This is a genomic window from Fulvivirga sp. AWR4_260, assembly GCF_056158185.1.
In genome coordinates, this window is sequence record NZ_JBSWSU010000001.1 from 724,430 (window position 1) to 750,735 (window position 26,306).

The 26,306-nt window shown below is 36.2% G+C and carries 26 protein-coding genes; 13 read left to right on the plus strand and 13 right to left on the minus strand.

Going from position 1 to position 26,306, the window contains the following annotated elements:
• Both ACXACQ_RS03105 and ACXACQ_RS03110 read right to left on the minus strand, forming a co-directional pair.
• A complete protein-coding gene (locus ACXACQ_RS03105; protein ID WP_474974463.1) occupies positions 1–1,254 on the minus strand; it encodes a nucleotide sugar dehydrogenase in 1,254 nt (417 codons plus the stop codon).
• Positions 1,251–2,273 carry an NAD-dependent epimerase gene (locus ACXACQ_RS03110; protein ID WP_474974464.1) on the minus strand — a complete coding sequence of 341 codons (1,023 nt, stop codon included), beginning with the start codon at positions 2,271–2,273 and terminating at the stop codon, positions 1,251–1,253. Before ACXACQ_RS03110 ends, ACXACQ_RS03105 begins: the two co-directional genes overlap by 4 nt.
• 113 nt (positions 2,274–2,386) lie before the next feature.
• Here ACXACQ_RS03110 and ACXACQ_RS03115 point away from each other — a divergent pair, with 113 nt between their 5' ends.
• Genes ACXACQ_RS03115 through ACXACQ_RS03150 form a run of 8 tightly spaced genes read left to right on the plus strand, consistent with a single transcriptional unit; the run spans position 2,387 to position 9,243 of the window.
• Positions 2,387–3,232, plus strand: a complete 846-nt coding sequence (locus ACXACQ_RS03115) for a hypothetical protein (RefSeq protein ID WP_474974465.1) — start codon at positions 2,387–2,389, stop codon at positions 3,230–3,232.
• Positions 3,229–3,885: a heme exporter protein CcmB gene (locus ACXACQ_RS03120; protein WP_474974466.1), complete on the plus strand. Its 657-nt coding sequence runs from the start codon at positions 3,229–3,231 to the stop codon at positions 3,883–3,885. Before ACXACQ_RS03115 ends, ACXACQ_RS03120 begins: the two co-directional genes overlap by 4 nt.
• A gap of 12 nt (positions 3,886–3,897) precedes the next feature.
• Positions 3,898–4,548, plus strand: a complete 651-nt coding sequence (gene ccsA, locus ACXACQ_RS03125; protein WP_474974467.1) for a cytochrome c biogenesis protein CcsA — start codon at positions 3,898–3,900, stop codon at positions 4,546–4,548.
• 2 nt (positions 4,549–4,550) lie between these two features.
• Positions 4,551–4,805, plus strand: a complete 255-nt coding sequence (locus tag ACXACQ_RS03130; RefSeq protein WP_474974468.1) for a CcmD family protein — start codon at positions 4,551–4,553, stop codon at positions 4,803–4,805.
• A gap of 49 nt (positions 4,806–4,854) precedes the next feature.
• A complete protein-coding gene (locus tag ACXACQ_RS03135; protein ID WP_474974469.1) occupies positions 4,855–5,265 on the plus strand; it encodes a cytochrome c maturation protein CcmE domain-containing protein in 411 nt (136 codons plus the stop codon).
• Between the two features lie 23 nt (positions 5,266–5,288).
• Entirely contained in the window at positions 5,289–7,826 is a 2,538-nt protein-coding gene (locus tag ACXACQ_RS03140; RefSeq protein ID WP_474974470.1) for a heme lyase CcmF/NrfE family subunit, read from the plus strand.
• 28 nt (positions 7,827–7,854) lie between these two features.
• Positions 7,855–8,646, plus strand: a complete 792-nt coding sequence (locus ACXACQ_RS03145; protein WP_474974471.1) for a Rossmann-like and DUF2520 domain-containing protein — start codon at positions 7,855–7,857, stop codon at positions 8,644–8,646.
• Positions 8,647–9,243 (plus strand): hypothetical protein, encoded by a 597-nt coding sequence (locus tag ACXACQ_RS03150; protein ID WP_474974472.1) that lies wholly within the window; start codon positions 8,647–8,649, stop codon positions 9,241–9,243.
• On the opposite strand, the gene prmC is transcribed toward ACXACQ_RS03150, so the two are convergent.
• Positions 9,223–10,101, minus strand: coding sequence for a peptide chain release factor N(5)-glutamine methyltransferase (prmC, locus tag ACXACQ_RS03155; protein WP_474974473.1), 879 nt, complete (start codon positions 10,099–10,101; stop codon positions 9,223–9,225). The genes ACXACQ_RS03150 and prmC overlap by 21 nt on opposite strands.
• Before the next feature lie 39 nt (positions 10,102–10,140).
• On the opposite strand from prmC, the gene ribD reads away from it, so the two are divergent.
• Positions 10,141–11,172 carry a bifunctional diaminohydroxyphosphoribosylaminopyrimidine deaminase/5-amino-6-(5-phosphoribosylamino)uracil reductase RibD gene (gene ribD / locus ACXACQ_RS03160; RefSeq protein WP_474974474.1) on the plus strand — a complete coding sequence of 344 codons (1,032 nt, stop codon included), beginning with the start codon at positions 10,141–10,143 and terminating at the stop codon, positions 11,170–11,172.
• A complete protein-coding gene (locus ACXACQ_RS03165) occupies positions 11,165–11,647 on the plus strand; it encodes a GAF domain-containing protein (protein WP_474974475.1) in 483 nt (160 codons plus the stop codon). Before ribD ends, ACXACQ_RS03165 begins: the two co-directional genes overlap by 8 nt.
• A gap of 47 nt (positions 11,648–11,694) precedes the next feature.
• On the opposite strand, the gene ACXACQ_RS03170 is transcribed toward ACXACQ_RS03165, so the two are convergent.
• The 5 genes from ACXACQ_RS03170 to ACXACQ_RS03190 all read right to left on the minus strand — a co-directional run bounded on the left by ACXACQ_RS03170 (position 11,695) and on the right by ACXACQ_RS03190 (position 15,705).
• Positions 11,695–12,351, minus strand: a complete 657-nt coding sequence (locus ACXACQ_RS03170) for a phosphatidylserine decarboxylase family protein (RefSeq protein WP_474974476.1) — start codon at positions 12,349–12,351, stop codon at positions 11,695–11,697.
• 49 nt (positions 12,352–12,400) lie between these two features.
• Entirely contained in the window at positions 12,401–13,675 is a 1,275-nt protein-coding gene (locus tag ACXACQ_RS03175; RefSeq protein ID WP_474974477.1) for a Glu/Leu/Phe/Val family dehydrogenase, read from the minus strand.
• A gap of 66 nt (positions 13,676–13,741) precedes the next feature.
• Positions 13,742–14,575 carry a phosphatidate cytidylyltransferase gene (locus tag ACXACQ_RS03180; protein WP_474974478.1) on the minus strand — a complete coding sequence of 278 codons (834 nt, stop codon included), beginning with the start codon at positions 14,573–14,575 and terminating at the stop codon, positions 13,742–13,744.
• On the minus strand, positions 14,556–14,765 hold the full coding sequence (locus ACXACQ_RS03185; RefSeq protein WP_474974479.1) for a putative signal transducing protein: 210 nt from the start codon (positions 14,763–14,765) through the stop codon (positions 14,556–14,558). The genes ACXACQ_RS03180 and ACXACQ_RS03185 overlap by 20 nt, the downstream gene beginning before the upstream one ends.
• A 7-nt stretch (positions 14,766–14,772) precedes the next feature.
• Positions 14,773–15,705, minus strand: a complete 933-nt coding sequence (locus tag ACXACQ_RS03190) for a lysostaphin resistance A-like protein (protein WP_474974480.1) — start codon at positions 15,703–15,705, stop codon at positions 14,773–14,775.
• Positions 15,706–16,130: 425 nt separating this feature from the next.
• Between ACXACQ_RS03190 and dusB the strand changes: the two genes are divergently transcribed.
• Complete coding sequence (dusB, locus tag ACXACQ_RS03195; protein ID WP_474974481.1) at positions 16,131–17,126, plus strand: tRNA dihydrouridine synthase DusB; 996 nt, start codon at positions 16,131–16,133, stop codon at positions 17,124–17,126.
• 35 nt (positions 17,127–17,161) lie between these two features.
• Here dusB and ACXACQ_RS03200 read toward each other — a convergent pair whose 3' ends face one another.
• The 5 genes from ACXACQ_RS03200 to ACXACQ_RS03220 all read right to left on the minus strand — a co-directional run bounded on the left by ACXACQ_RS03200 (position 17,162) and on the right by ACXACQ_RS03220 (position 21,735).
• Positions 17,162–19,261, minus strand: coding sequence for a GAF domain-containing protein (locus ACXACQ_RS03200; protein WP_474974482.1), 2,100 nt, complete (start codon positions 19,259–19,261; stop codon positions 17,162–17,164).
• A gap of 213 nt (positions 19,262–19,474) precedes the next feature.
• A complete protein-coding gene (gene rplS / locus ACXACQ_RS03205) occupies positions 19,475–19,828 on the minus strand; it encodes a 50S ribosomal protein L19 (RefSeq protein WP_474974483.1) in 354 nt (117 codons plus the stop codon).
• Positions 19,829–19,976: 148 nt separating this feature from the next.
• Entirely contained in the window at positions 19,977–20,654 is a 678-nt protein-coding gene (gene trmD / locus ACXACQ_RS03210; RefSeq protein ID WP_474974484.1) for a tRNA (guanosine(37)-N1)-methyltransferase TrmD, read from the minus strand.
• Position 20,655: 1 nt separating this feature from the next.
• Positions 20,656–21,180 carry a ribosome maturation factor RimM gene (rimM, locus tag ACXACQ_RS03215; RefSeq protein ID WP_474974485.1) on the minus strand — a complete coding sequence of 175 codons (525 nt, stop codon included), beginning with the start codon at positions 21,178–21,180 and terminating at the stop codon, positions 20,656–20,658.
• Between the two features lie 9 nt (positions 21,181–21,189).
• Entirely contained in the window at positions 21,190–21,735 is a 546-nt protein-coding gene (locus ACXACQ_RS03220; protein WP_474974486.1) for a 30S ribosomal protein S16, read from the minus strand.
• A 266-nt stretch (positions 21,736–22,001) separates the two neighbouring features.
• On the opposite strand from ACXACQ_RS03220, the gene ACXACQ_RS03225 reads away from it, so the two are divergent.
• Together ACXACQ_RS03225 and odhB are read left to right on the plus strand one after the other, a co-directional pair.
• Positions 22,002–24,722, plus strand: a complete 2,721-nt coding sequence (locus ACXACQ_RS03225) for a 2-oxoglutarate dehydrogenase E1 component (protein ID WP_474974487.1) — start codon at positions 22,002–22,004, stop codon at positions 24,720–24,722.
• Between the two features lie 23 nt (positions 24,723–24,745).
• Positions 24,746–26,281 (plus strand): 2-oxoglutarate dehydrogenase complex dihydrolipoyllysine-residue succinyltransferase, encoded by a 1,536-nt coding sequence (gene odhB / locus ACXACQ_RS03230; RefSeq protein WP_474974488.1) that lies wholly within the window; start codon positions 24,746–24,748, stop codon positions 26,279–26,281.
• Positions 26,282–26,306 lie beyond the last annotated feature (25 nt).

The following is a 26,306-nucleotide window of genomic DNA, read 5'->3' on the forward strand; positions in this document are numbered from 1 at the left end:
TTATAATCTAGCAGTTATTAATTCCTTATCCCAAAACCCTTTAATGTCGTAGATAGCGGTTTTGTTATCACTTATTTCATTTATTTTTAAAGACAAAAATTCATCATGCCCTACAGCCAGTACAATTGCACTATAAACCTTATTGGGCTCATCAATTAAATCTATTCCATACTCATGCTTAACCTCAGCCTTATCTGCCAACGGATCATACACCTCCACATTTGCACCAAAGTCATCAAGCTCTTTTACAACATCAATCACCCTACTGTTTCTGATATCTGGGCAATTTTCCTTAAACGTGACCCCTAGCACCAAAACATTGCTATTACTAATAGGATGACCATTTTTCGTCATAAGTTTAATCACCTTATTAGCCACATAAACCCCCATATTATCATTAATTCTTCTACCCGATAAGATAACTTGAGGATTATACCCAAGCCCCTCGGCTTTATAAGTCAAATAATATGGATCAACACCAATGCAATGTCCTCCTACTAATCCAGGTTTAAATGGCAAGAAATTCCATTTAGTCCCAGCAGCTTCTAATACTTCGTGAGTATCGATTCCTACTTTATCAAAAATTAAAGCAAGCTCGTTTACAAAAGCAATATTTAAATCTCTTTGAGAATTTTCTATAACTTTTGCAGCCTCAGCTACTTTTATAGAACTGGCTTTATGAGTACCAGCAGTAATAATCTCAAGATACAGTTCATCAACTTCTTGAGCGATAGCATCCGTACTTCCACTAGTCACTTTTTTTATTGAAGGCAACCTATGCACTTTATCTCCAGGGTTTATTCTTTCTGGAGAATACCCACAATAAAACCCTTGATTATACTTCAAGTTACTATATTTTTCCAAAATTGGAACACAAATTTCTTCTGTACATCCTGGAAACACCGTAGACTCGTATATTACTATGTTTCCTTCAGAAAGCACCTTCCCTACTGTTTCACTAGCCTTTTCTAAGGGAGTCAAGTCTGGTTTTTTATATTCATTAATTGGAGTAGGTACAGTAACTATATAAATATCAGCCTTCTGCAGCTCTTCCAACGTAGAACTATAAGTTAATTTTTTTGCTTGTTGCAATTCCTCAGAATCAACTTCTAGTGTCCTATCATAGAATTTTTTCAACTCATCTATTCTAGAAGTATTAATATCAAAGCCAATAACATCGAATTTCTTCCCGAATTCTACCGCCAACGGTAAGCCAACATAACCTAAGCCTATAACAGCTATTTTCTTATTCATATTTTTACTTTGTAATAATCAATATACCAATCAACAAATTTTTGTATACCATGTTTTAACGATGTTGAAGGTTTAAAGTCAACCGCATCAACTAAATCTTGAACATCGGCATAAGTAGCCGGCACATCTCCAGCTTGCATAGGCAAAAAGTTTTTCTCAGCCTTCTTTCCAAGAGCTTCTTCAATAGTTTCGATAAACTCCATAAGTTCTACAGGCTTGTTATTCCCAATATTAAAAATTTTATAAGGGGCCCAACTTGAACTTGAATCGGGTTGAGATTTATCCCATTGAGGATTTCCTTCAGGAATTTTCCTCATTACTCTCACTATTCCATTGACAATATCATCAATATAAGTGAAATCACGTTTCATCTTTCCTTCATTATATATATCTATAGCTTTTCCTTCTACAATGGCTTTTGTAAACAGAAAAAGAGCCATATCAGGTCTTCCATACGGCCCATATACCGTAAAAAAGCGTAATCCTGTAGTAGGAATATTATATAGATGAGAATAAGTATGCGCCATTAATTCGTTAGACTTTTTCGTAGCCGCATACAAAGAAATAGGATGATCTACATTATGATGCACAGAAAATGGCATGGTTTCGTTTCCACCATACACTGAACTTGAAGATGCATATACAAGGTGTTTAATTTCATGATGTCGACACCCTTCCAGAATATTCAAAAATGCATCTATATTACTTGAAATATAAGCGTGAGGATTAGTTATAGAATAACGTACGCCTGCTTGAGCCGCTAAATGAATTACATATTCAAATTTTTCATTTCTAAAAAGTTCTTCAACATTAAGCCTATCACTTAAATCAAGCTGAAAAAATTTAAAATTAGTATTCTTGAGTAACTCTTGCTTTCTAGATATTTTTAAATCTATGTCATAATATTTGTTTAGGCTGTCTATTCCTATTACTTCACACCCCTCTTTTAGTAACTCTGCTGACACATGATATCCAATAAATCCCGCTGCACCAGTAACAAGTACTTTTTTTGATACCATTATTATTTATTTAATAAAAAAGTAAATATAAGAAAGTGCGTAAAGCTAACTATTTATTTAAGCTGTTATTAATTCTTTAAATATATTTGTAAATCATTTAAACCGTAATCAGAGTGAAAGAAACAAATCAGGATGAAATTGATCTAGGGGAATTAATTGTCAAAATCAAAAATTCTCTATTTAAAAATAAATTAATTTTAATTATTGCTCCAATTATAGGTATCACTTTAGGGGTTTCAAGGTTCAAAAATACTCCTCAAGTATTTGAAAGTGAAATGATAATCTATTCAAAAATCATTAAAGAGCCTTTAATAGAGGCAATAGGTGAGAGTCTAAACAAAATAGTAAGTGAAAAAAATTACGAAAACCTATCAAAGAAGTTAAATATAACTCCAGGCGTAGCTAGCTCTATTACATCAATTGAACTATCTCTCAAGAAAGAGGAGAAAAAAAGTAATGATGATGAAGAAACAGGAGCATTTTTCACAATACTGATAAATGCAGAAAGTAATGAGAACTGGGAGGATATTAATTCAGGCATCATAAATTACCTTGTTTCTAATAAATTCGTTGAGAAAAGGAAAAATGCTCAGCTAAAAACCTATCAAAACTTATCTAAAGAAATTAACACTCAACTAAATCAAATTGACAGTTTAAAATTCAACTTACTTGGAGTTAGTAACAGTAACAAAGGTGAATTTTACATCGGCACTCCATCATCAACATATGAGACCTTAATTAATCTATACAAATTAAAGCTCACCACAGATGAAAACATAGAATTGACAGATGCGATTGAAGTGATTGATAGCGTTTCTTACGAAAAACCAGTTAGTGCCGGAGTTGTAAAATCAGCAGTAATAGGTTTTGCAATTGGCTTTGTAATATCACTAGGTATTGTATTTATGATAGAACTAGGCGCATACATCAAAAACTACGAAAAAACTCACACGGTTTGATACTAGAATTCATTAAAAAGGAATTAACCATTGAATGGCGTCAGCGCTACGCCATCAATGGTATTTTACTTTATCTAGTGAGTACTATTTTCATCTGCTACTTAAGCTTTAATGTAAAAAGTGATCAACTGAATCCACTCACTTGGAATACGCTTTTCTGGATAATTATCCTGTTTACTTCTATCAATGCTATTGCTAAAAGCTTTATCCAAGAAAAGCAAGAACGTTACCTATATTACTATTGGCTAATTAAACCTCAAACCTTAATTGTAGCCAGAATGATTTATAATAGCATTTTAATGATCATTCTAGCGCTAGCTGGTTTTGCAATATATGCTTTAATATTGGGCAACCCTGTCCAAAACCCTACACTATTTATTATTAATATAATTTTAGCCTCCATATCTTTCTCCTCATCACTCACCATGATTTCAGCCATTACTTCCAAGGCCAATAACAATCAAACTTTAATGGCTATACTCGGATTCCCTGTTATATTACCAATGCTGTTAATGGTTATTAAAATATCAAAAAATGCATTAGATGGCTTGGATGTAAGTATGAGCTATGATGAAATGATAACATTAGGAGCAATTAATCTAATAGTGGGCGCAGTATCTTACCTGTTATTCCCCTATCTTTGGCGCAGCTAAATTGATGACAGCATGGGCAAAAACTGGTGGAAAATTTTAACCGTAATTTTATTAACTTTTACAGTAGCTGGCGGACTACTTTTTGATGTACCGAGACTAAACATTCTTAACGAAACCATTAGGGCTTTATATTTTCATGTTCCTATGTGGTTTGGAATGATTATTATGCTTACCGTATCTGTAGTTTATAGCATTAAATACTTAAACTCGGGAAAAGCTGCACATGATATTATAGCCGTAGAATTTAGCAATGTAGGCATTCTATTCGGAATTTTAGGAATCACGACAGGTATGGTTTGGGCTCAATTTACTTGGGGCGACTGGTGGAGTGGGGACCCAAAGCAAAATGGCGCTGCCATAGGCCTTTTTATATATTTTGCCTATTTCATTCTTAGAGGCTCATTCGAAAATGAAGACCAAAGAGCCAGAATAAGCGCTGTATACAACATTTTTGCTTTTGCAGCTCTAATCCCCTTATTATTTATATTACCAAGACTTACAGATTCTCTTCATCCAGGTAATGGGGGCAACCCAGGTTTTAATGCCTATGACTTAGACAGTAAACTCCGTCTTGTATTTTACCCCGCTGTTATTGGCTGGTCATTACTTGGCGTATGGATTGCTTCATTAAGAATCAGAATTAAAAAACTGACATTAAACTAATCATGAAAAAATTTATAATACTCTCATTGCTTTGTCTTTCTGCATTTTTTAGTCAAGCTCAAGAAAAGAAACAAATTACTCAGGAAGACTACACAAATAGCGAAGTACCCATGGCCGATAACTTCAGGGCTGAAGGGAAAATTTATGTACTAACAGCTGTAATATTAGTAATATTAGGTGGCTTGGTTGGGTATATGGTTACGGTAGACAGAAAGATTGGAAAAATAGAGAAACAATTACCAAATAATAACGGTTAGAAACCTTTTTGAGCCTAAATTTGTAGCATAACAGATCAAAAAAAATCTTATGAAGGCTTCACATATTATAGGCATTGTAATTATTGCTGTTGCCATCGGTATAATAATTACTACCGCAGGAGACGCCAGTTCATACGTAACTTTCGATGAAGCTTACGCAATGGCATCTAATGGCAATGACAACAGTATACACGTGGTTGGCGAATTATTGAAAGATTCTCATGGAGAAATAGTAGGTATTGAGCCATCAGGAGACAAGCTATCATTTTCTTTCGTAATGGTAGATGACAACCAAAAGAAACAAACAGTATTTTATAATGAGCCTATGCCGCCTGATTTCACAAGATCAGAAAAGGTAGTGGTTATTGGATCTTACAACCAAGACATGTTTGTAGCCGATAAAATACTTATGAAATGTCCTTCAAAATATCAGGAAACTACGGTAAAGGCCAGCATGTAATTTCCTAAAATGTATATTACTTTATGATACATACTTTAATTGGTGACTTGGGTCACCTTTTTGTTATTATAGCTTTTATAGCTGCACTTTTTGCAGCTGGTTGTTTTTTCATCTCTACTACCAAAGATCAGCTTTCTTCTATTGAATCTTGGAAAACCACAGGGAGAATATTTTTTTACATTCATTCTCTTGCAGTTATAGGCATTGTAGCTAGTCTATTTACTATTATCTACAATCATTATTTTGAATATCATTATGCATGGAGTCATTCGTCTAGAAGACTCCCAGGTCATTATATGATTTCATGTTTTTGGGAAGGTCAAGAAGGAAGCTTTCTACTTTGGTTATTCTGGCATGCTCTACTAGGGGTAATTATTATGCTTACCAATAAATTCTGGGAATCTCCTGTAATGACCGTTTTCTCATTAGTGCAGGCATTTTTGGCTTCAATGATTATGGGAGTAGTAATTCCTGCCATAAACATAAAAATAGGTAGTTCTCCTTTTATATTGTTAAGAGACGCCATTAATGCTCCAATCTTTGTAGATCAGCCCAACTTTGTACCTAAAGATGGCACTGGCCTCAACCCATTATTACAGAACTATTGGATGGTCATTCACCCTCCTACATTATTCTTAGGCTTTGCTCTATGCACCGTACCTTTTGCTTATTGTATTGCAGGGCTATGGATGAAAAAATATAGAGAATGGGTGCGTCCTGCACTACCTTGGTCATTGGTAGCAGGAGCAGTTTTAGGATTAGGTATTTTAATGGGAGGCTACTGGGCATATGAAACGCTAAACTTTGGAGGTTACTGGAACTGGGACCCTGTTGAAAACGCAGTATACGTACCATGGTTATTTTTAGTAGCTGCCATTCACACCATGATTACTTTCAGAAATAGTGAAACAGCTTTAAAAGCTAGTGTAGTACTTAATATTACCACCTTTATTCTAATTCTTTATTCTACATTCCTAACCAGAAGTGGAATACTAGGAGAATCATCAGTTCACTCTTTTACAGATTTAGGTCTTTCTGGTCAGCTCTTAATCTACTTACTATTTTTCACGATCATTTCCATTATACTTGCTGCTATCAGATGGAAACAAATGCCATCAACTGAAAAAGAAGCCTCAACTTATTCGCGTGAGTTTTGGATTTTTATAGGAGCATTAGTACTGTGCTTAATGGGATTTCAGGTATTGATCCCAACATCTATCCCTGTTTGGAACAAAATAGTAGAGCTATTTGGTGGCGTTTCAAATCTAGCACCTCCAGCAGACCAAGTAGTTTTCTACTCCAAATTTCAAATATGGTTTGCGGCAGGAGTGGCGTTACTTTCTGGTATAGGCCAATTCTTCTGGTGGAAAAAAATGGATAAAGAAAAGCTAAAAAACAGCTTAGTTATCCCTTTAATTATCACTTTAGCTTTAACTACAATTGCCGTATTAGTTAAAAACGTTGCTGAACCAAAATACATAGTTTTACTCATTTCAGGAATATTTACTATTGTAGCCAATGGTAAAATTTTGATAGGAGTATTCTTCAAAAACCCAAGCCTCTCGGGTGGTGCTATTACTCATATTGGAGTGGGTTTAATGCTAATTGGAATTATGTTCTCTTCTGGATATTCAAACGTGGTATCCTTAAACACCACGGGCATGTTAATTTCGAAAGAATCATCTAGCGAGTTCAATAATGAGAACCTTCTATTATTTATTAATGAGCCAAAAAAAATGGCTGATTACGAGCTTAAATACAAAGGTGAAAGAATAGAAACAGTAAGTCATTCAGAATATATTCAAAAAAACGATGTTAAGGAAACTGCTACAGACTATTTAGTAGTGGCTAAGCGAGACATAGAAGTTGATAATGAAATTATATTTCATAAGAATGACACCATTGAGATATACCCTGAAAACACTTACTACGAAATAGAATACACTGATAACGATGGTAATAAATTCACTTTGTACCCTCGTGCGCAAGTAAATGAATCCATGGGAGGCTTACTTGCTTCACCAGATATCAAGAGAAGTTTATCAAGAGATTTATACACCCATGTGTCATCGATCAGAAATCCTACTGACGATGTGCAATGGAGCGAGATGGAAGAACTAAGTATAGAGCCTGATCAAAATTTCTTTGCCAACGACTATGTTAGCAGAATAGATAAGGTAGACAGATTGCCGGGTGTTGATGGCCTTGATTTAGGCCCAGAAGATGTAGCTGTTCAAATTGATATACTTGTACAAGGAGAAGAAAAAGATTACCTGGCTCAACCTATTTTTGTAATTAAAGGGGGAATGGTAGGCCGCATCCCTGATGAAATCAGTGAATTAGGCGTACAATTTACCGTGCTAAACATTCACCCTGAAGAAAATAAATTCTCTATTGGTGTAAAGACCCGCCAGAAAGATTGGGTAGTACTTAAAGCCATGGAAAAGCCTCTTATTAATCTTTTATGGATTGGCACTCTACTATTACTTACAGGGTTTGGTATAGCTATTAACAGGCGTTATTCAGAATTTAAAAAAATGAGAGAGAAAGGTATGGAATAATCCATACCTTTTTTTTTATCTTTTCAGCATGTCGTTTTCTACCAATGTCTCTATTATAGGCTCAGGAAATATTGCCTGGCACTTAGCTCCAGCTTTAGATAATGCTGGTTATGTAGTAAAAGAAGTTTATAGCAGAAACCCTAAAAATGCAGAGGCTCTAATAAAAAAGCTTTACCAAGCAGAGTTAAAGTCCGATTTAGATTTCTCTACCAGTAACTCGGAAATTTTCATAGTAGCAGTTTCTGATGATGCCATTTCTGAAGTTGCTCAAGAAATAGTATTACCAGAAAATGCTATAATAGTGCATACCTCTGGGGCCAAGCCAATGAGTACATTGGCGTATAGTGCCACCGAAAATTTTGGAGTTTTTTACCCGTTACAAACATTCAGTAAGGCTTCCAAAATTCATTGGGAAGAAATCCCAATTTGCATTGAAGCTGAAAACAAAACAACACGAAGCGCCTTAAAAGAAATGGGCTTTGCCATTAGTAACAGAGTAGTAAAAATGTCGAGCAACGATAGAAAAGCTCTGCATGTGGCTGCTGTTTTTGCCTGCAACTTCACCAACCATTTTCTTAAAATAGCCGGCAACATACTGAATAAAGAAAAGCTTAACTTTGACCTATTGCACCCGCTAATTTTAGAAACCATCAATAAAGCAATAGCCATTGGCCCTGAAAAATCACAAACCGGCCCTGCTAAAAGACATGACTTTGAAACACTAGACCACCACATGGATTACTTAGCTCAACAAGAAGAGCTGGCAGAACTTTATAAAACAATATCACAAAACATTATAGACTCATACCCACAAGATTAAATGTCTTCACATCATATAGTAAAAGACGATCAGGAACCAGCAGTATTAATTAACTCTGCCATTGAAAACACTGAGCACTTGTTTCAATTATTAGAATGGAGCCCTACCATTATTGCTGGCACTAATTGTATTGACTGGCTAATAGACTTAGGCATTAAAATAGATCTAGCAATATGTTTAAGCAGTGAATCAGTACAGGTAATGAAAGATTTACAGTTTCAAGCGCCAGTTAAAATATTATCCTTTGAAAGTTTACAACATGGAATTCTCTTAGAAGGGATTAATTTTTTAACTAATGCTAACTATCCAGCTGTCCATATTGTAGGCGAAATTCAACCCGAATTATTCACCATTTTACCAGAGCAAACTAACATGGATTTAATTTGGTCAAACGGCTCTTGGCAATGGGTATTTTGCAAAAAGAAGGAGTTTAAAAAATGGGTTACAAAGGGAAGTGTTTTTAAACTCATGTCAAAAGAAGTAGGGATTAGTGGAAACTATCGAGAAATAGCAGACAAGAATATTCAATTAGAAGAAGATGGAACTGTCACATTCACCTCTAAAGAACAATTCTGGTTAGGAGAATATATTGGGTGAGTTTCCGGCTCTTACCATTCTATCTTTACCATTTAAATCTTGAAAAAGCTTAACATCAGAATAGCCTAACTCCACCAACATATTAACAACATCCTGACCATAATTTTCATTTATTTCGAAGTATAATACCCCATCTTCCTTTAAGCTTGTATGTGCTAACTCGGCTATTCTAATATAAAATATTAACGGTTCTGAATCTTTCACAAACAATGCTCGGTGTGGCTCATAATCCAAAACATTAGCCTTCATTTGCCACTTTTCACTTTCACCTATATATGGAGGATTACTAACTATTACATCTAACCCTGTTAAAGGTATGGGCTCTTCCAAAATATCAATAAGCATAAAGTCCACAGCCACATTATGAAAATCAGCATTTCTCCGCGCCATTTTTATTACCCTCGGGTCAAAGTCAATAGCCGTAGCCTTGGCACCATTAATCTCCTTCATCAACGAAATAGGAATACAACCACTTCCTGTACCTATATCTAATAGCTTTATTTTCTTCTTCTTATTTTCTGCAATAATAAGGTGTACCAACTCTTCCGTTTCATGCCTTGGAATTAAAACTTCGGGGCCTACAAAAAACTTCCTTCCATAAAACTCCGTTTCTCCTAAAATATACTGAATGGGTTCATTGTCATTAATACGTGCAATCAACTTGTTTAATTCTTTACCTTTGGAGCTAGAAACATTTACCGAACGATCAACGATAATATCTGTTTGGTTAATGCCCATAATGTTTTCCATAATAATATGAGCAAGGCTTAAGATTTCATTATCAGATTCCTTTAGTTGAATAGCACTAATGATATACTGCAGAAGCTTTTTAGACGAATCTGGAAAACTAGAGGACATATAAGGTAAAGGTTAGAGTATTACAGAAAAACAAAGCTAATGAATAAAGATGAACTATATATCAGGCGTACTTTTGATTTAGCCAAATTAGGAATAGGCCAGGTAAGTCCTAATCCTATGGTAGGGTGCGTAGTTGTTCATAATGACAAAGTAATAGGTGAAGGATGGCACAAGAAGTATGGTGAAGCTCATGCAGAAGTTAATGCTATTAATTCTGTAAAGAATAAGACATTGCTTAGCGAGGCTACGGTATACGTAAACCTTGAACCATGCGCTCATTTTGGAAAAACTCCACCATGCGCAAACCTCTTAGTTGATCATAAGGTTAAAAAAGTGGTTATATCTACAATAGACCCCAACCCACTAGTAGGCGGTAAAGGTATAAGTATACTTGAGAAGGCCGGCATAGAAGTGGTTACTGGTGTTTTAGAGCATGAAGGGCAGGAGCTCAACAAAAGATTCTTTACTCAATTAAAACATAAGAGGCCATACATCATCTTAAAATGGGCTGAGACTAAAGACGGTTTTGTTGCCAGAAAAAACTTTGATTCAAAATGGATCAGCAATGAACATAGTCGTAAACTAGTTCATAAATGGAGAGCTGAGGAAGATGCCATAATGGTGGGCACTAACACGGCTAGGCATGACAACCCTACACTAAATGTAAGGTCATGGACAGGAAAAGACCCTGTGCGTGTAGTAATTGACAAAAAACTAAAGCTAGACAAGGAACTAAATTTATTTGACGGATCTATACCAACGCTATGCTATAACATATTAAGAGAAGGCTCGTCCAATAACTTAGAATACATCTTACTGCCAGAAAATAATTTCTTAAAGGCTTTATTCACTGATTTATACAAGCGTAATTTGCACTCCATATTTATTGAAGGAGGCAGCAGCCTACTGCATAGTATTATAGAATTGGAGCTTTGGGATGAAGCAAGAGTTTTTCGTTCTCCTCAAGTGTTTGAAGAAGGTATTATTGCCCCTAAAATTTCTGGCTTGTCAGCCCAACAAAATCTGGAGGATGACGAGTTGTTAATTTATAAAAATTTAAAAAATGGCTGAAGAATTACACATCAATAAAGAAGCATCAAAGGATGAAATTTACTTAGGTTTAATACCTCAAATAGAAGGTTTAATAACCGGAGAAGATGATCTAGTAGCGAACTTAGCAAACATTGCTGCAGCACTAAAAGAAGGATTAAATTTCTTTTGGGTAGGTTTTTATATTGTAAAACATGAAGAACTTGTTCTGGGGCCATTTCAAGGACCTATAGCGTGTACCAGAATTAAAAAAGGAAAAGGTGTATGTGGAAGTGCTTGGGAGCAAGCAGAGACCATTATAGTACCTAATGTAGATGAGTTCCCTGGACACATAGCTTGTAGCTCTGCCTCTAAGTCTGAAATAGTGTTACCAGCCATTAAAAACAATGAGGTACAGCTAATTCTTGATGTTGACAGTGACCAACTCAATGCTTTTGATGAAAGGGACAAAAAACATCTAGAACATTTAATGACCATTATAGAAAAGACACTATAACAAAAAAGCCCAATTTTCATTGGGCTTTTTTGTTATATATCATTTAGTTAAATCTCTGCCAAAACCGTTCTCCCGCCTTTGGTTTTCTCTCCAATATTAACTTTTACTTTTGCATCTAAAGGGAGGAAAACATCTACTCTTGATCCAAATTTGATAAATCCAAACTCTTCACCTTGCTCAAATTCCTGACCTTCTTTAACGTACCATTTAATTCTACGGGCTAAAGCACCAGCAATCTGCCTCATTAAAACCGAAACTCCTTTATCTGTTTTTATCACTACTGTAGTGCGTTCGTTTTCAGTACTCGACTTAGGGTGCCAAGCTACCAAATATTTACCTGCATGGTATTTAAAAAACTCCACCATTCCTTTTACAGGCATTCTATTAACGTGCACATTTACAGGTGACATAAAAATAGAAATCTGAATTCTTTTATCCTTCAGATACTCAGTTTCTGTGGTTTCTTCAATTACTACCACCTTACCATCTGCAGGTGCTACTACGTGTTTATCGTTTATAGGCGTAACTATTTTCGGGTTTCTGAAGAATTGTAAAATCAACAAAAACAAAACTACGCTTCCTGCCAACACGATATTAAATACAATTGGCTTTTCAGGTAGGCCGATATACACGGCTATATTAACTACAGCTAAAAGTACTAATAGTACAACAAGTAAAACACGTCCTTCTTTATGTATTGTCAATGGTCCTAAATTTGGTTATTACTAAAATGCAAATTTCGTCATTTAAAATTTAATATCCACCACGATATTTGTATGTTTTAGCAACTTTATCGATAGCCACTATGTAGGCCGCTATTCTCATTGACACATTGTATTCTTTTGAAGTGCGATAAACATTATCAAACGCATCTTTCATAATCCTATCAGACCTACGATTTACACGCTCGCCAGTCCACTTATACCCTAACCTATTTTGTACCCACTCAAAATAAGATACCGTAACACCTCCCGCATTAGCCAAAATATCAGGAGCCACCATAATACCTTTTTCAGCTATCACAGCATCTGCTTTTGCTGAAGTAGGCCCATTAGCACCTTCAACTATAAGCTTAGCATTGATTTTATCCACATTTTGAGAAGTGATAACGTCTTCAGTAGCCGCAGGCACTAAAACATCAACTTCTAAGGTCAATATTTCATCTCCAGATATTTTTTCGGCACCGCCATATCCTTCTAATGATCCGTTATTAGAGTTTCTATACTCTATAGCTTCTTGTATGTTTATCCCATTGGCATTATAATATGCACCAGAAAGGTCACTTACCGCTACCACTTTAACGCCACGCTCATCAAGTAACAAGGCAGCATGAGAACCCACGTTACCAAAACCTTGTACTGCACAAGTAGCCTTATAAGGATTAATTTTCAGTTTTTCCATGGCTGCAAGGGCAGAAACCATCACACCACGTCCTGTGGCTTCCGTTCTACCTAAAGATCCTCCTAATACTAAAGGCTTACCTGTAACTACAGAGTTGACAGTCATACCTTGAGTTCTAGAATATTCATCCATTAGCCAAGCCATTTCCCTTGGCCCAGTACCCATATCAGGCGCAGGAATATCTCTATCAGGACCAAATATTTCAATCATAGATAAAGTATAAGCACGCATTAACCTTTCTATCTCCCCTGATGACATTTCTCTAGGATTACAGGTGATACCACCCTTTGCACCTCCATAGGGAATATCCACTACAGCACATTTCCAAGTCATCCAAGCAGCTAAAGCTTTAACTTCATCTATATTCACACCTGGATCAAATCGAATTCCACCTTTTGAGGGACCCAATATGTTTGAGTGAATAACACGAAAACCTTCAAATACCCTAATTGACCCATCATCCATTGTTATTGGTAATGATACAGTCACTTGTTTAGCCGGAGATTTCAATACATTATATATTTCATCATCCAAACCTAAAATTTGAGAAGCGATGTGAAATCGAGACATCATCGCCTCAAAGGGATTTTTCTCATCCTTAATCGGAGCAGGTTCTATATAACCCATATTTGTGGCTTTTTAAATTATTAAATCGATTGCAAAGTTAAATAAATTAATAATGATTATATTAATTTAAAATATTTTTAAAAAAGTAGTGATAAATGGTGCACTTAAGAGTAATCCATCAAAACGATCCATAAAACCTCCGTGCCCCGGTATGAGACGACCTGAGTCTTTTATTTCTATACTTCGTTTAAATAGCGATTCTACTAAATCTCCATAAGTACCACCAATTACTATAATAAATCCGATCCCCATCCACTGCCATAAGGCCAGCACATCATTAGTAGTATAATGTATAACATATGCCATACATAAGGCTAAAATTAAACCTCCAATACTACCTTCCCATGATTTCTTAGGAGATACACGTTCAAAAAGTTTTCTGCGTCCATACCGTACACCTGCAAAATAAGCTCCGGTATCATTGGCCCAAAGTATGAGCAATGACCCTAAAATCAGTTCAAAGGTATAACCTCCAGGCTGAAAAGCTATTACATTAAGTAATGAAAAAGGGATAGCTACATAAAGTATTCCCAAAAACGTAAATGCAATACCCCTGAAAGGCTTCACTTCTCGTCTGCGATAGAGATATATTAAATAAACGCACGTTAACACAGGAAAAATGGCGTAATAGTATTTTGCATCTATTCGGCCACTTTCAATCATAAATGAAAGCATGAATAAACTACTACCGCAAATAGTTCCGAAGGTTTTCAACGGCAACATACCATCGAGCCCTACCAGTTTATAAAACTCCAACTGAGTAATAGTGCATATAAGAAAAAAGATGATGAAGTAGCTCCATTGACTGAAACACAAACCAGAAATGATAATGATAGCACCTATTGAAGCTGCTATTATTCGTTGGGTAAGATTGCTATATTTATTTAAAATCGATGTCATTTTTTATTAAATGTAGTGCGCGCATCACATCATCGTAAATCACGTGCACTTCGAACAGTCCAAAATTATTATAAGATGAGTCGCGTTTATTTATAATCACCGGCTTAAAGTCATGCTCTTCAAGATAGTTTTTAATTAGTTCAGCATTATAATATTGCTCAGTACTATAAATTTTTTGCCAGCCACTCATTATTGTACTATGACTTTTGTTTAAGAAAAATATTTCTAAAATAATAAATAAGTACTGTGGTAATAATAGCGAATATTAACACAGTAGGCAAAGGAACAGAGTTTGTATTTTCCAAAACTTCGGCATTTGTCTGCCCTTGCTTAAATAAGACTAACACCAATGTAAATCCATTGTTAGCCAAATGCGCTATTATAGGCACCCACAGGTTGCCAGACCAATAATAGAGATACCCGAACAGTGCACCTAATAACAAGCGTGGAATGAACCCAAAAAACTGCAAGTGAAACGTGCTAAAAATTAAAGCAGTAACCCAAATAGCTACGTGTACATTTCTTGATGAAAGAAACAAATAGTTTTGTAAACAGCCCCTAAATAATAGCTCCTCTCCAATTGGTGCTATGATTGCAATGACCAAAAACGCGACAGCAAACTCATAAGGATGATCAAACTGAGTTAGAAACTCTGTTAATAACGCCAGGCTATCTTCCTTTTCTCTGGCCCAATTTTCAAACCCACTCAAAAACTCAGGAAAATGTATGTGGGCGTTCCAATCAATAAACAAAGCATTAACTGGCATAAAGGCGAGTACAATAAAAAAGGTCAAAACTAACGGCAAAACAGAAACCGAGCGATCAAAAAATATTTTCAACGCACGTTCTTCTCTTATTTTAACATATAAATAAGGGAAGAATATCATTCCTAGTCCCGTAGCTACGCCTTGGCTCAAAAACAAAGGCAGTTTAACTTCAGGGTGCTGAAGCGGAGTTTGTATAGCTTGTGAAAGTTCAGTAAAAGAGCCAGGATAAAACGGTATGGCTAAAAGCAACCCGAGGAATGAACCGACAAATGAACCAAATAAAGCAAAAAATAAAACCAGCAAAGCTGACCCCGCTCCACTTCTATTTTCTGGCAAGTCAATTTTATTATTGTATATATCCATAATGCCCTGCTAAATTACAGTTTAGATGAATATTTGCCCTGAGTTTTATTATCACTTATTATATAATTTTAAATATGACTCATCAAATGCCACTATAGAGCACATGCATTTTGAATAATTTTTATATTCAATTGCAAAAGTAAGGATATTTTAACACATAATTTAATTGATATCAGTCGATTATAACAGATATGCCTCTAGTGTTAATTAAACACTTATTGTATACATTATTTTTTCATTAGCCAAAATCATTTCACCACTCCAATAGACCAGAATAAACAATAGAAATATTGAACTTTATTCGTAAGGATAGCATTTTAGAGGTATTTTTGTAGTTAAACTACTGAATTAATGCACATAGCATAAAGAGTAAGCTTATACCTTTATAACAATGAAGTAGTTAGCAAATTTAAATCTTTAATACGATGGTTAAGATAGGAAATGTAGAGATTGGAGAGTTCCCTTTATTATTAGCCCCCATGGAAGACGTAAGTGATCCTCCATTTAGAGCTGTCTGCAAAGCAAATGGCGCAGACCTTATGTATACGGAATTCATTTCATCTGAAGGTTTAATTAGAAACGCTGACAAAAGCGTAGAAAAGCTAGATATCTATGATTACGAACGACCTATAGGCATCCAGATATTTGGTGACAAGATAGAATCTATGCGTGAGGCCGCTACCATTGCTGAGGAAGCAGGCCCCGAAATGATTGACATTAATTACGGATGCCCAGTAAAAAAGGTAGCATGCAAAGGAGCCGGAGCTGGCATATTGCTAGACATCCCTAAGATGCAGAAAATGACTGAAGAGATAGTGAAGCAAGTCAATTTACCTGTAACAGTTAAAACTCGCTTGGGGTGGGATGACAGCACTATTAAAATTGTAGAAGTAGCCAAAAGACTTCAGGATGTAGGCATTCAGGCATTGACCATACACGGACGTACCCGCAAGCAAATGTATAAGGGAGTTGCTGACTGGACCAAAATAGCAGAGGTTAAAAATCACCCCGATATACATATACCTATTTTTGGAAATGGCGATATTGATTCGCCAGAAAAAGCTTTAGAATATAAAAACAAGTATGGTGTAGATGGCATCATGATTGGAAGGGCGGCCATAGGCTACCCTTGGATTTTCAATGAGATAAAACATTTTTTTGAAACAGGCGAACACTTGCCACCACCTACATTACAAGATAGAGTAGATGTAACAAAAAGACATTTAAACTTTTCTGTAGAATGGAAGGGAGAGAAAAAGGGGATTTTTGAAATGAGAAGACACTACACTAACTATTTCAGAGGTTTACCACATTTCAAACCCTTTAGAACAAGACTAGTTGAATCCGTATCGCACGAAGAATTAATAAGCATACTGGATGAAGTACAGGAGCAATTTGCCTCTGCAAAACCTATAGCATAAAAAAGAGGAGTCGAAACTCCTCTTTTTTTATGCTTTTATTTTTTTGTAGCCATTAGCTTACTACAGACAGCGACCCCGAACACTTCGTGTTCATCATTATAAATAGGTTCGTAACGGCTATGGAAAACACCTCCCTCCACTTCATATCTCGTGTCTACACTTTCCCCTGCCAGCACCCTATCGTACTGCGCTCGCACAGAAGCTCTCTGATCTTCCCCTATTGAATCTAACACCTTAGATCCGGCCTGCAAATTAGACCCATATATTTGATGAATGGACTCTCGGTATTTTTCATTGATTTCAACTATAGTATAGTTACTATCAATAGCCATAAGCATATCATCAGCATTGTTTAGAAGCGTTCTTACAATATGGTTTTTCTCAGACCGCTCAATTTCTAACTTCATTCTGTTGGTTACATCGCGTGAGAAAACTGATACAGCACTAATCTCATTAGAGGCATCCCTTACCGGATTAACATAATATTCTCTCCAAGAATCTTCGCCATGCACCGTACTCTTTATGGTAAAATTCAATCTTTCTCCTCCAAATGCACGGTCGTAATAAGATTTCCACTCTTCTCGTATATCACCAGTCATATTACCCAAAAGATCTGAACCTTCTTTAATACTTTCGTATTGGGTTCCCTTATACCTTGCTTTAATTACCTCATTCATTATGAGAATTCTGTAATTTTTATCTATGGTAACAATAGAATCGCTCGTGTTATTAATTAAGGCATTAAAGTCCGACTCCTTAGCAGCAAGCTCTCGCTGTGTTCTTCCCATTTCTTCTTGGGTCGCCTGCATCTCCTCCATATTCTGACGCATTTCTTCTTCTTGCGCCCTCATCTCTTCACTCATTTGAGTTGACTCTTCTAGCAGCTCTTTAGTAGCTTGGTTTGTTTTTGCCGAAATAATAGTAGAAGCTATACTCTCACCTACTTTTTCTAAAAATTCTATTTCCGTTTCACTAAACTCCTCAAATGCCGCCATTTCAATAACTCCAACTAATTCTTCATTAGACTGTAATGGCACTATTAATAATGCTTTAGGTACAGAGAGTCCCAAACCAGAAGTAATATTGATATAATTGCTCGGCAGCTTAGTCATGTAAATAGACTTCTTTTCCAAAGCAGCCTGACCTATCAATCCCTCGCCAATTTCTATGCGTTTATTCAAATATTTTTTACGCTCATAAGCCCGACTGGACATCAACTGCAAATACTTCTCTTCATGCTCCTCACCTTGAATAATAAATACACCTCCTTGGTTGGCGCTCATATAATTCACCAACTTTTCAATCACCTTATCACACAAAACATCAAGATCGTCACTATACCTTCTTAATATTTCACCTATAGAGGCCAAGCCCACATTCACAAATTTCTCCTTTGCCTCCCTTTCTGAAGCCTCCACCAAACTTTCGCGCATATTCATTAATTCACGCCCCAACCTATCTGGCTCCTCGGCATCATAATTAGCTCCCAATTGCCCTTGACTAATGTTGTTAGCAAAACTTATATTAACATCCATCAAAGAAAGCTGACTTTCCATTTCTATATACCTCAGTCCATTCTTCTCAGTTTGCTTAAATTGTATATTAGCCCACAGCACACATAAAGCGCCATAACCGAGCACCACTATCAAATGAAGAAATGCATTATCATCAGCCAACGGAGGAAGTTTATCCAAATATTTCAATAAATCGTCATCATTAGTTTGACTATGATAGATGAATATAAATGTTAGCAAAGCGTAAACTGCAGCAGGCATTAGCACCTCCCACTCTTCGTAGAAAAGCAGCACAGTTAATGACACGAAATAAAAGAAATACATTTCATATCCACCGTGTAATTGCAATATGAATTGAAGAGGAAAATTCCACATCAAAGCACTTGTAACGAGTCTTGATGTGTAAGTACCTTTCATTAAGGCTTGAAACAGGTAATAAATTCCTAAGGAGACACTTCCCATCACCACTCCCAGCTCCCATGAAGAATAAAAAAAGGATATTAGAATACCAAAAACATAGTAACCCAGAATAAAATACTTTACTATGCCATCTGCTTCTTGTTGTACTTGCTCGTGAAAAGCCTTGAGCTTTTCTTTTTGAGCCTTGTCTTTATTAAGCATATATCAAAAAAAGTTTACCAGAAATGATTCACCAATTTAATAGATTTTATCTTCTTAAGATATATACTAATCTAATTAATTACAATCAGACAAAGTTCAGATATTACATTTACCTGTAAGTAAAGATTTTAACTAAGTATTAAAAATCAAAATCTTATAAATAAAAAAGCCACTACAATGTAGTGGCTTTTAATATTATCTATAATCCTAAGATTATAATTTCTCTTTAATTCTAGCAGCTTTACCTTGTCTGCCTCTTAAGTAATAAAGTCTAGCTCTTCTCACTTTACCTTTTCTTAACACATCAATTTTTTCGATGCTAGGAGAAAGGAGAGGGAAGATTCTTTCAATACCTACTCCGTTAGAAACTTTTCTTACCGTAAAAGTCTCACCGTTGCTATTAGGGTGCTTTCTCTGAATTACGGTACCCTGAAACTGCTGGATTCTTTCTTTATTTCCCTCAGTAATTTTCACGTGCACGTTCACCGTATCTCCAGCTTTGAAGGAAGGAAATGAATTTCTTCTTTCTTTATTTTCTTCCTCTAGTGATTTGATAATATCGTTCATGATTTATATCGCTAAAAAGTCTCAATTCCAAAACGGACTGCAAATATAAATAATATTTTCCAATATTATATAGTCCGATTGAAAATAATTGTTAACAAGTTTTACTTCTCCCTTAAAGGGAACTTTTACAAATACTGTCAGCTCATAGTTAAGCTGAAAATGAATCTGGTCTACGTTTTTTAGTCCTCTCTACTGACTGGTTAAATCGCCATTCATCAATAAGCTTCTCGTTACCACTAAGCAAGACATCCGGAACTTTCAATCCTTCATACTCTGCAGGTCTGGTATACACCGGTGGCGCCACTAATCCATCCTGAAATGAATCTGTTAGCGCAGAAGTCTCATCTGACAAAACGCCAGGCAAAAGACGAATAATAGCATCTGAAACTACCGCTGCAGCAAGCTCACCTCCTGACAACACATAATCTCCAATACTAATCTCTCTGGTTATAAAATGCTCTCTTATCCTTTCATCCACACCTTTATAGTGTCCACATAAAATAATAAGATTTTTCTTTAAGGATAGCTCATTGGCTATCGCCTGAGAAAAACGTTCGCCATCAGGGCTCATGTAAATTACTTCATCATATTCCCTTTCTGACTGCAACTTCCGGATACAATTAAGAATAGGCTCAATCATCATTACCATGCCAGCGCCTCCACCATATGCGTAGTCATCTACACGCTTATGTTTATCAGTGCTATATTCCCTAAGATCGTGCACCTCAACAGTAACAAGCCCTTTATTTTGTGCTCTCTTTAAAATAGAATCACCAAAAGGACTATCTAACAATCTTGGGAGGCATGTAATAATATCTATTCGCATATTACTCTAGATAAATATCCAGTAAACCATCAGGTAAATTAACGTAAAGAACCTCTTCTTCTCGGTCCAATTTTACTATGATGTCATCATTAATTGGCATTAGCACTTCTTTTCCATCACTATCAATGGCAAGCAAATCTTGCTGTGGCGATGCATACACATCTTTTACCTCACCTATTTTACCTTTATGCTCATCGACTACATTAAACCCCATTATTTCATGGTAGTAAAATTGGTCGTCTTGCAGATCGGGCAACACAGTTAGCGGCAAAAATAACCCACATCCTTTAATAGTATCGGCTTGTTCCGCATCATCAACATCCTCAAACTTAACAAGCGCTTTATTGCCTTTAAGACTTATGGTTTCAATAAAAAAAGGAACCAGTTTCTTATTGATTTCAATAAAAACTGATTCCAAATCTCTATAAAAGTCAGGCTCATCTACATCAAACAGTAAATTAACCTCACCTTTTAAGCCATGTCTTTTGATGACGTAACCAAGTTGGAAACACTCATCAGCATTCATAGCTTAATTTTATTTTTCTTCGCCCTCAGCTGTTTCTTCAGCACTTTCAGCTGATGCTTCTTCAGAAGCTTCTTCTGCCTCAGCGCTAGCTGTAGCTTCTTCGTTTCTCTTTTTCAATGCTTCCGCTCTAGCTTCTTTAACTTTAGTTTCAGCATCTTTTCTAGCTTTAGCGCTATCTTGAGCTTCTTTAGAAAGCTTATCAAGTTTAGCAGTAATTTTACCTTCTTTATCTGCTAACCAAGCTTCAAATTTCTTATCAGCATCTTCTTGAGTGATAGCTCCCTTGTTAACACCTATTTGAAGGTGCTTTTTCAACATAATACCTCTGTAAGACAACATTGCTCTTACTGTATCTGTTGGTTGCGCTCCTTTCATCACCCAGTCAAATGCTTTTTCTTCATTCAACTCGATAGTTGCAGGGTCTGTGTTTGGATTGTATCTTCCAATCTTCTCAATATAGCGACCATCACGTGGTGCTCTAGCATCTGCTACGACTACATCGTACATTGCTCTTTTTTTGCGGCCTCTGCGCGCTAATCTAATTTTTACTGCCATTTTTGTTTATTATTTTAAAATTTCGGAACGCGTCCGTTATTTAAAAGAGGGCAAATATAACTCTTTTTTTAATAACCCATTCATTTAGCTATGATTTTCTTATCTTTTAGCTATAAATAACGTTAACCTATGAGAAGAATCGTAAAAACCATGCAGCACAACATCCTAATTTGCTGAAAATCAAGTTTATTTGTTAATGCGGTTTTACGGTTTTTGATTTGTATATATGTTATATACATTTGTTAAAAATAAGAACAGATTAACCCATGGATAAATACTCCTACATCTCCAATGCTCACGGGCATTATCTGGACGAGCTTTATGAAGCATATCAGCAAGATCCAGCCTCCGTTGACGAATCCTGGCAAAAATTCTTTGAAGGATTTGAATTTTCACAAACTAAATTTGGAGAGAACGGCACTTCAACTGGTGACAACATTTCTTCTAAAGAAATGCAAGTTCGAAACCTAATACATGCGTATAGGTCTCGTGCGCACCTTAAATCAGATACTAACCCTGTTCGAAAAAGAAGGGATCACCACGTACCATTAAATATTGAAGACTTCAACCTTACAAAAGCTGACTTAGATAAGGAGTTTGCTGTAGGGGAAATCATTGGTATTGGCAAAGCTACTCTTAGAAAGATTGTAGATACACTAAATAAAATATATCTGGGACACATCGGATTTGAATATATGCATATCCGTGACTCAGAAACTTTAGATTGGTTTAAGAAAAAATGTGAAAAGGAAGCTTTAAACATGTCTCCTTCACAAGACACTAAAGATAGAGTCTTAACCAAACTTACCGAGGCAGTTGTTTTCGAAAACTTCTTGCACACAAAATTTTTAGGTCAGAAAAGATTCTCACTAGAAGGTGGAGAAAATACTATCCCTGCCCTTGATACTATAATAAATACTGCTGCTGATTTTGACATTAAAGAAGTAGTGATAGGTATGGCACACCGTGGTAGGCTAAACGTTTTGGCCAATATCATGGGTAAAACATATGAAGAAATTTTCAGTGAATTTGAAGGCACCACCGACCCAGATTTAACCATGGGTGACGGTGACGTTAAATATCACTTAGGATACTCTAGTCACCTGACCACACCTTCTAAAAAGCAGGTATACGTGAAGTTGACCCCGAACCCATCTCACTTAGAAGCTGTAGATCCTGTAGTATTAGGATACACCAGAGGTCAAATAGACGATGAGTATGGTGGAGATTTGAAAAAATCAATGTCTATACTAATACATGGAGATGCAGCTATTGCTGGCCAAGGTATTGTATATGAGATCACTCAAATGTCACAATTGCCAGGTTATAGAACAGGAGGAACCATTCACTTTGTTATCAATAACCAAGTTGGTTTCACCACTGATTATGACGATGCGAGATCAAGTATTTACTGTACTGATATTGCAAAAATCATAGATGCTCCTGTTTTACATATTAATGGTGATGATCCTGAAGCAGTAGTATTTGCATCTAACTTAGCGGTAGAGTATAACCAAAAATTCGGTAAGGATATTTTCATTGACTTATTATGCTACAGAAGACATGGACACAACGAGAGTGACGAACCAAAATTTACTCAGCCTAAATTATATAACCTCATTGCAAAGCACTCTAACCCAAGAGAGCTTTATGTGAAAACATTAGTAGAAAGAGGCGATATTGATGCAACTAAAGCTGAAAAATTAGATAAAGAATTTAGAAACTTACTACAAGACAGACTTAATGAAGTGAAACAAAAGCCACTTCCTTATAAGCCTCAAAAAGTAGAAGAAGAGTGGAAACTACTCACTAGGTCTAAACCTGAAGATTTTGATCAATCTCCTGAAACAGGAGTTTCAAAAGAAACTGTAGATAAAGTAGCGAAGGCATTAACTACCATCCCAGATGGGTTTAAGCCATTGAAGCAGATTGAAAAGCTTCTTAAAGACAGAAAAGCTAATTTCTTCGAAAAACAAGAAGTAAACTGGGCCGATGCAGAATTATTAGCTTATGGCTCTTTACTTACAGAAGGAAAACAAGTGAGAATGTCTGGACAGGATGTGAAAAGAGGCACATTCTCGCACCGCCATTCTTATATATTTGATGCCAACACAAACGAACCATACTGTAACTTAGACCACATCGAAGATGGCCAGAAAAGTTTCAAAATTTATAACTCACTTTTATCAGAGTTTGCAGTTTTAGGTTTTGAATATGGCTATGCCATGGCTACTCCTAATGCATTAGTAGTTTGGGAAGCTCAATTTGGTGACTTTGCTAACGGTGCACAGGTAATGATTGACCAATTTATAGTAAGTGCCGAATCTAAATGGCAGCGAATGAATGGTCTTGTTATGTTGTTACCTCATGGCTATGAAGGACAAGGACCAGAGCACTCTAATGCGCGTCCTGAAAGGTTTTTACAATTGGCCGCTGAAGAAAATTTAATAGCTGCAAACATCACTACGCCTGCAAACTTCTTCCACTTACTTAGAAGACAAGTAACTTGGAATTTCAGAAAGCCATGTGTTGTATTCTCTCCTAAATCATTATTGAGGCATCCAAAAGTGGTTTCTCCATTAAGTGAGTTAACCAGCGGAAGATTTCAGGAAGTAATTGGAGATGATTATGTAGATGCAAAAGCTGTTAAAAAAGTATTGTTATGCTCAGGTAAAATCTATTATGATTTACAAGAATATCAAGAGCAAAATAAAATTAAAGATGTAGCTATCGTTAGACTAGAACAGCTTTATCCTTTCCCTAAAAAGCAAGTAGAAAAAATACTTGCCTCTTATAAAAATGCATCTGTTGCATGGGTACAGGAAGAGCCTGCTAACATGGGATACTACAGCTTTGTATTAAGATTTATGACAGAGCATAAACTTGAGATCGTATCTCGTAAGCCAAGTGCATCACCTGCTACCGGTTATGCTAAAGTTCATAAAGATGAACAAAACAGAATTGTAGAAACTGCCTTCAAAAAATAAAAAAGAAATAAACGTATATTCCAATGAGTTTAGAAGTAAAAATTCCTGCAGTAGGAGAGTCTATCACAGAAGTGACCATCGGCTCATGGTTAAAAAGCGATGGAGATTTTGTTAACCAGGATGAAATAATAGCTGAAATAGAAACCGACAAAGCTACTCAGGAGTTTCCTGCTGAAGCTTCAGGTATTTTAAAAATAAAAGCAGAAGAAGGCGATACTGTAGAGGTAGGTGCCGTAATAGCTACAATAGAAACAGATGCTAAAGCTGAAGCCAGTAGCCCAAGCGCTCCTGAAGCTCAAGCACCTGCAGCTGAAGCCAAAAGCTCAGAAGGGCCAAAAGCAACAGGTGAAACTAAAGAAATGCACGTAACTGAACTAGGTGAGTCTATCACAGAAGTAGTACTTGCAACTTGGTTTAAAGAAGATGGCGATTATGTAGAAATAGATGAAACCATTGCTGAAATAGAATCTGATAAAGCCACATTTGAATTACCAGCTGAAGCTAACGGTATTTTAAGACTAGTAGCAAGTGAAGGTGATACCCTTGAAATTGGCGCACTAATCTGCAAAATTGAAGTAATGGAAGGTGGCGCTCCTGCAAAAGCAGCAAGTACTCCTACTAGTGAAGCTACTGCTAGTAACAGTACTTCTGCCAATGAGACCTATGCAACAGGTCATGCTTCTCCTGCAGCAGCAAAAATCTTAAGCGAAAAAGGTATCGATCCCAAAGATGTTAAGGGTACGGGAGTAGACGGCCGCATTACTAAAGAGGATGCAGAAAAGGCTCAAAAAACAGCTAAGAAAGAAGCTCCTAAAGCGACAGAATCAAGTGCAGCTTCTGCAGCTCCAGTTCCTGGATCTAGAAATGACAGAAGAGAAAAGATGTCTAACCTTAGAAAAACAATTGCTAAGAGGTTAGTATCTGTAAAAAATGAAACGGCAATGCTTACTACATTTAATGAAGTAGACATGAAGCCGATCATGGACCTAAGAAAAAAATATAAAGACCAGTTTAAGGAGAAGTACGGTGTAGGGTTAGGCTTTATGTCATTCTTCACCAAAGCTTGTTGCCAAGCATTGCAAGAGTGGCCTGCTGTAAACGCTCTTATTGATGGTAACGAAATGGTATTCCATGATTACTGTGACGTTTCTATTGCGGTATCTACTCCAAAAGGGTTAGTTGTACCTGTAGTGAGAAATGCCGAAGCCATGAACTTCCAGCAAATTGAAAGTGAAATCATCAGACTTGCTAAAAGAGCGCGCGATGGTAAACTTTCAATAGATGAAATGAGTGGAGGAACATTTACTATTACAAATGGTGGTGTGTTCGGATCTATGTTATCAACTCCTATCATCAACGCTCCACAATCAGCAATTTTAGGCATGCACAACATTGTGGAAAGAGCTGTAGTAATAAACGGTCAAATAGAAGTAAGACCTATGATGTACGTAGCCTTATCTTATGACCATAGAATAATTGATGGAAGAGAATCAGTTAGCTTCTTAGTAAGAGTTAAAGAATTATTAGAAGACCCTGCAAGATTAATGTTGGGAATATAAATAAATGGTTTTCACTAGTGGGTCA

Excerpts from the sequence above, each read along its gene's own strand:
- dusB (WP_474974481.1), top strand. The coding sequence starts at position 16,131 with ATGGTTAAGATAGGAAATGTAGAGATTGGAGAGTTCCCTTTATTATTA.
- ACXACQ_RS03135 (WP_474974469.1), top strand. The coding sequence starts at position 4,855 with ATGAAGGCTTCACATATTATAGGCATTGTAATTATTGCTGTTGCCATC.
- ACXACQ_RS03185 (WP_474974479.1), bottom strand. The coding sequence starts at position 14,765 with ATGAGTGGCTGGCAAAAAATTTATAGTACTGAGCAATATTATAATGCT.
- trmD (WP_474974484.1), bottom strand. The coding sequence starts at position 20,654 with ATGCGAATAGATATTATTACATGCCTCCCAAGATTGTTAGATAGTCCT.
- ACXACQ_RS03180 (WP_474974478.1), bottom strand. The coding sequence starts at position 14,575 with ATGACATCGATTTTAAATAAATATAGCAATCTTACCCAACGAATAATA.
- rplS (WP_474974483.1), bottom strand. The coding sequence starts at position 19,828 with ATGAACGATATTATCAAATCACTAGAGGAAGAAAATAAAGAAAGAAGA.
- rimM (WP_474974485.1), bottom strand. The coding sequence starts at position 21,180 with ATGAATGCTGATGAGTGTTTCCAACTTGGTTACGTCATCAAAAGACAT.
- ACXACQ_RS03165 (WP_474974475.1), top strand. The coding sequence starts at position 11,165 with ATGGCTGAAGAATTACACATCAATAAAGAAGCATCAAAGGATGAAATT.
- ACXACQ_RS03150 (WP_474974472.1), top strand. The coding sequence starts at position 8,647 with ATGTCTTCACATCATATAGTAAAAGACGATCAGGAACCAGCAGTATTA.
- ACXACQ_RS03110 (WP_474974464.1), bottom strand. The coding sequence starts at position 2,273 with ATGGTATCAAAAAAAGTACTTGTTACTGGTGCAGCGGGATTTATTGGA.
- ACXACQ_RS03140 (WP_474974470.1), top strand. The coding sequence starts at position 5,289 with ATGATACATACTTTAATTGGTGACTTGGGTCACCTTTTTGTTATTATA.
- ACXACQ_RS03190 (WP_474974480.1), bottom strand. The coding sequence starts at position 15,705 with ATGGATATATACAATAATAAAATTGACTTGCCAGAAAATAGAAGTGGA.
- ACXACQ_RS03225 (WP_474974487.1), top strand. The coding sequence starts at position 22,002 with ATGGATAAATACTCCTACATCTCCAATGCTCACGGGCATTATCTGGAC.
- ccsA (WP_474974467.1), top strand. The coding sequence starts at position 3,898 with ATGGGCAAAAACTGGTGGAAAATTTTAACCGTAATTTTATTAACTTTT.
- ACXACQ_RS03105 (WP_474974463.1), bottom strand. The coding sequence starts at position 1,254 with ATGAATAAGAAAATAGCTGTTATAGGCTTAGGTTATGTTGGCTTACCG.
- ribD (WP_474974474.1), top strand. The coding sequence starts at position 10,141 with ATGAATAAAGATGAACTATATATCAGGCGTACTTTTGATTTAGCCAAA.
- prmC (WP_474974473.1), bottom strand. The coding sequence starts at position 10,101 with ATGTCCTCTAGTTTTCCAGATTCGTCTAAAAAGCTTCTGCAGTATATC.
- ACXACQ_RS03145 (WP_474974471.1), top strand. The coding sequence starts at position 7,855 with ATGTCGTTTTCTACCAATGTCTCTATTATAGGCTCAGGAAATATTGCC.
- odhB (WP_474974488.1), top strand. The coding sequence starts at position 24,746 with ATGAGTTTAGAAGTAAAAATTCCTGCAGTAGGAGAGTCTATCACAGAA.
- ACXACQ_RS03130 (WP_474974468.1), top strand. The coding sequence starts at position 4,551 with ATGAAAAAATTTATAATACTCTCATTGCTTTGTCTTTCTGCATTTTTT.
- ACXACQ_RS03200 (WP_474974482.1), bottom strand. The coding sequence starts at position 19,261 with ATGCTTAATAAAGACAAGGCTCAAAAAGAAAAGCTCAAGGCTTTTCAC.
- ACXACQ_RS03220 (WP_474974486.1), bottom strand. The coding sequence starts at position 21,735 with ATGGCAGTAAAAATTAGATTAGCGCGCAGAGGCCGCAAAAAAAGAGCA.
- ACXACQ_RS03175 (WP_474974477.1), bottom strand. The coding sequence starts at position 13,675 with ATGGGTTATATAGAACCTGCTCCGATTAAGGATGAGAAAAATCCCTTT.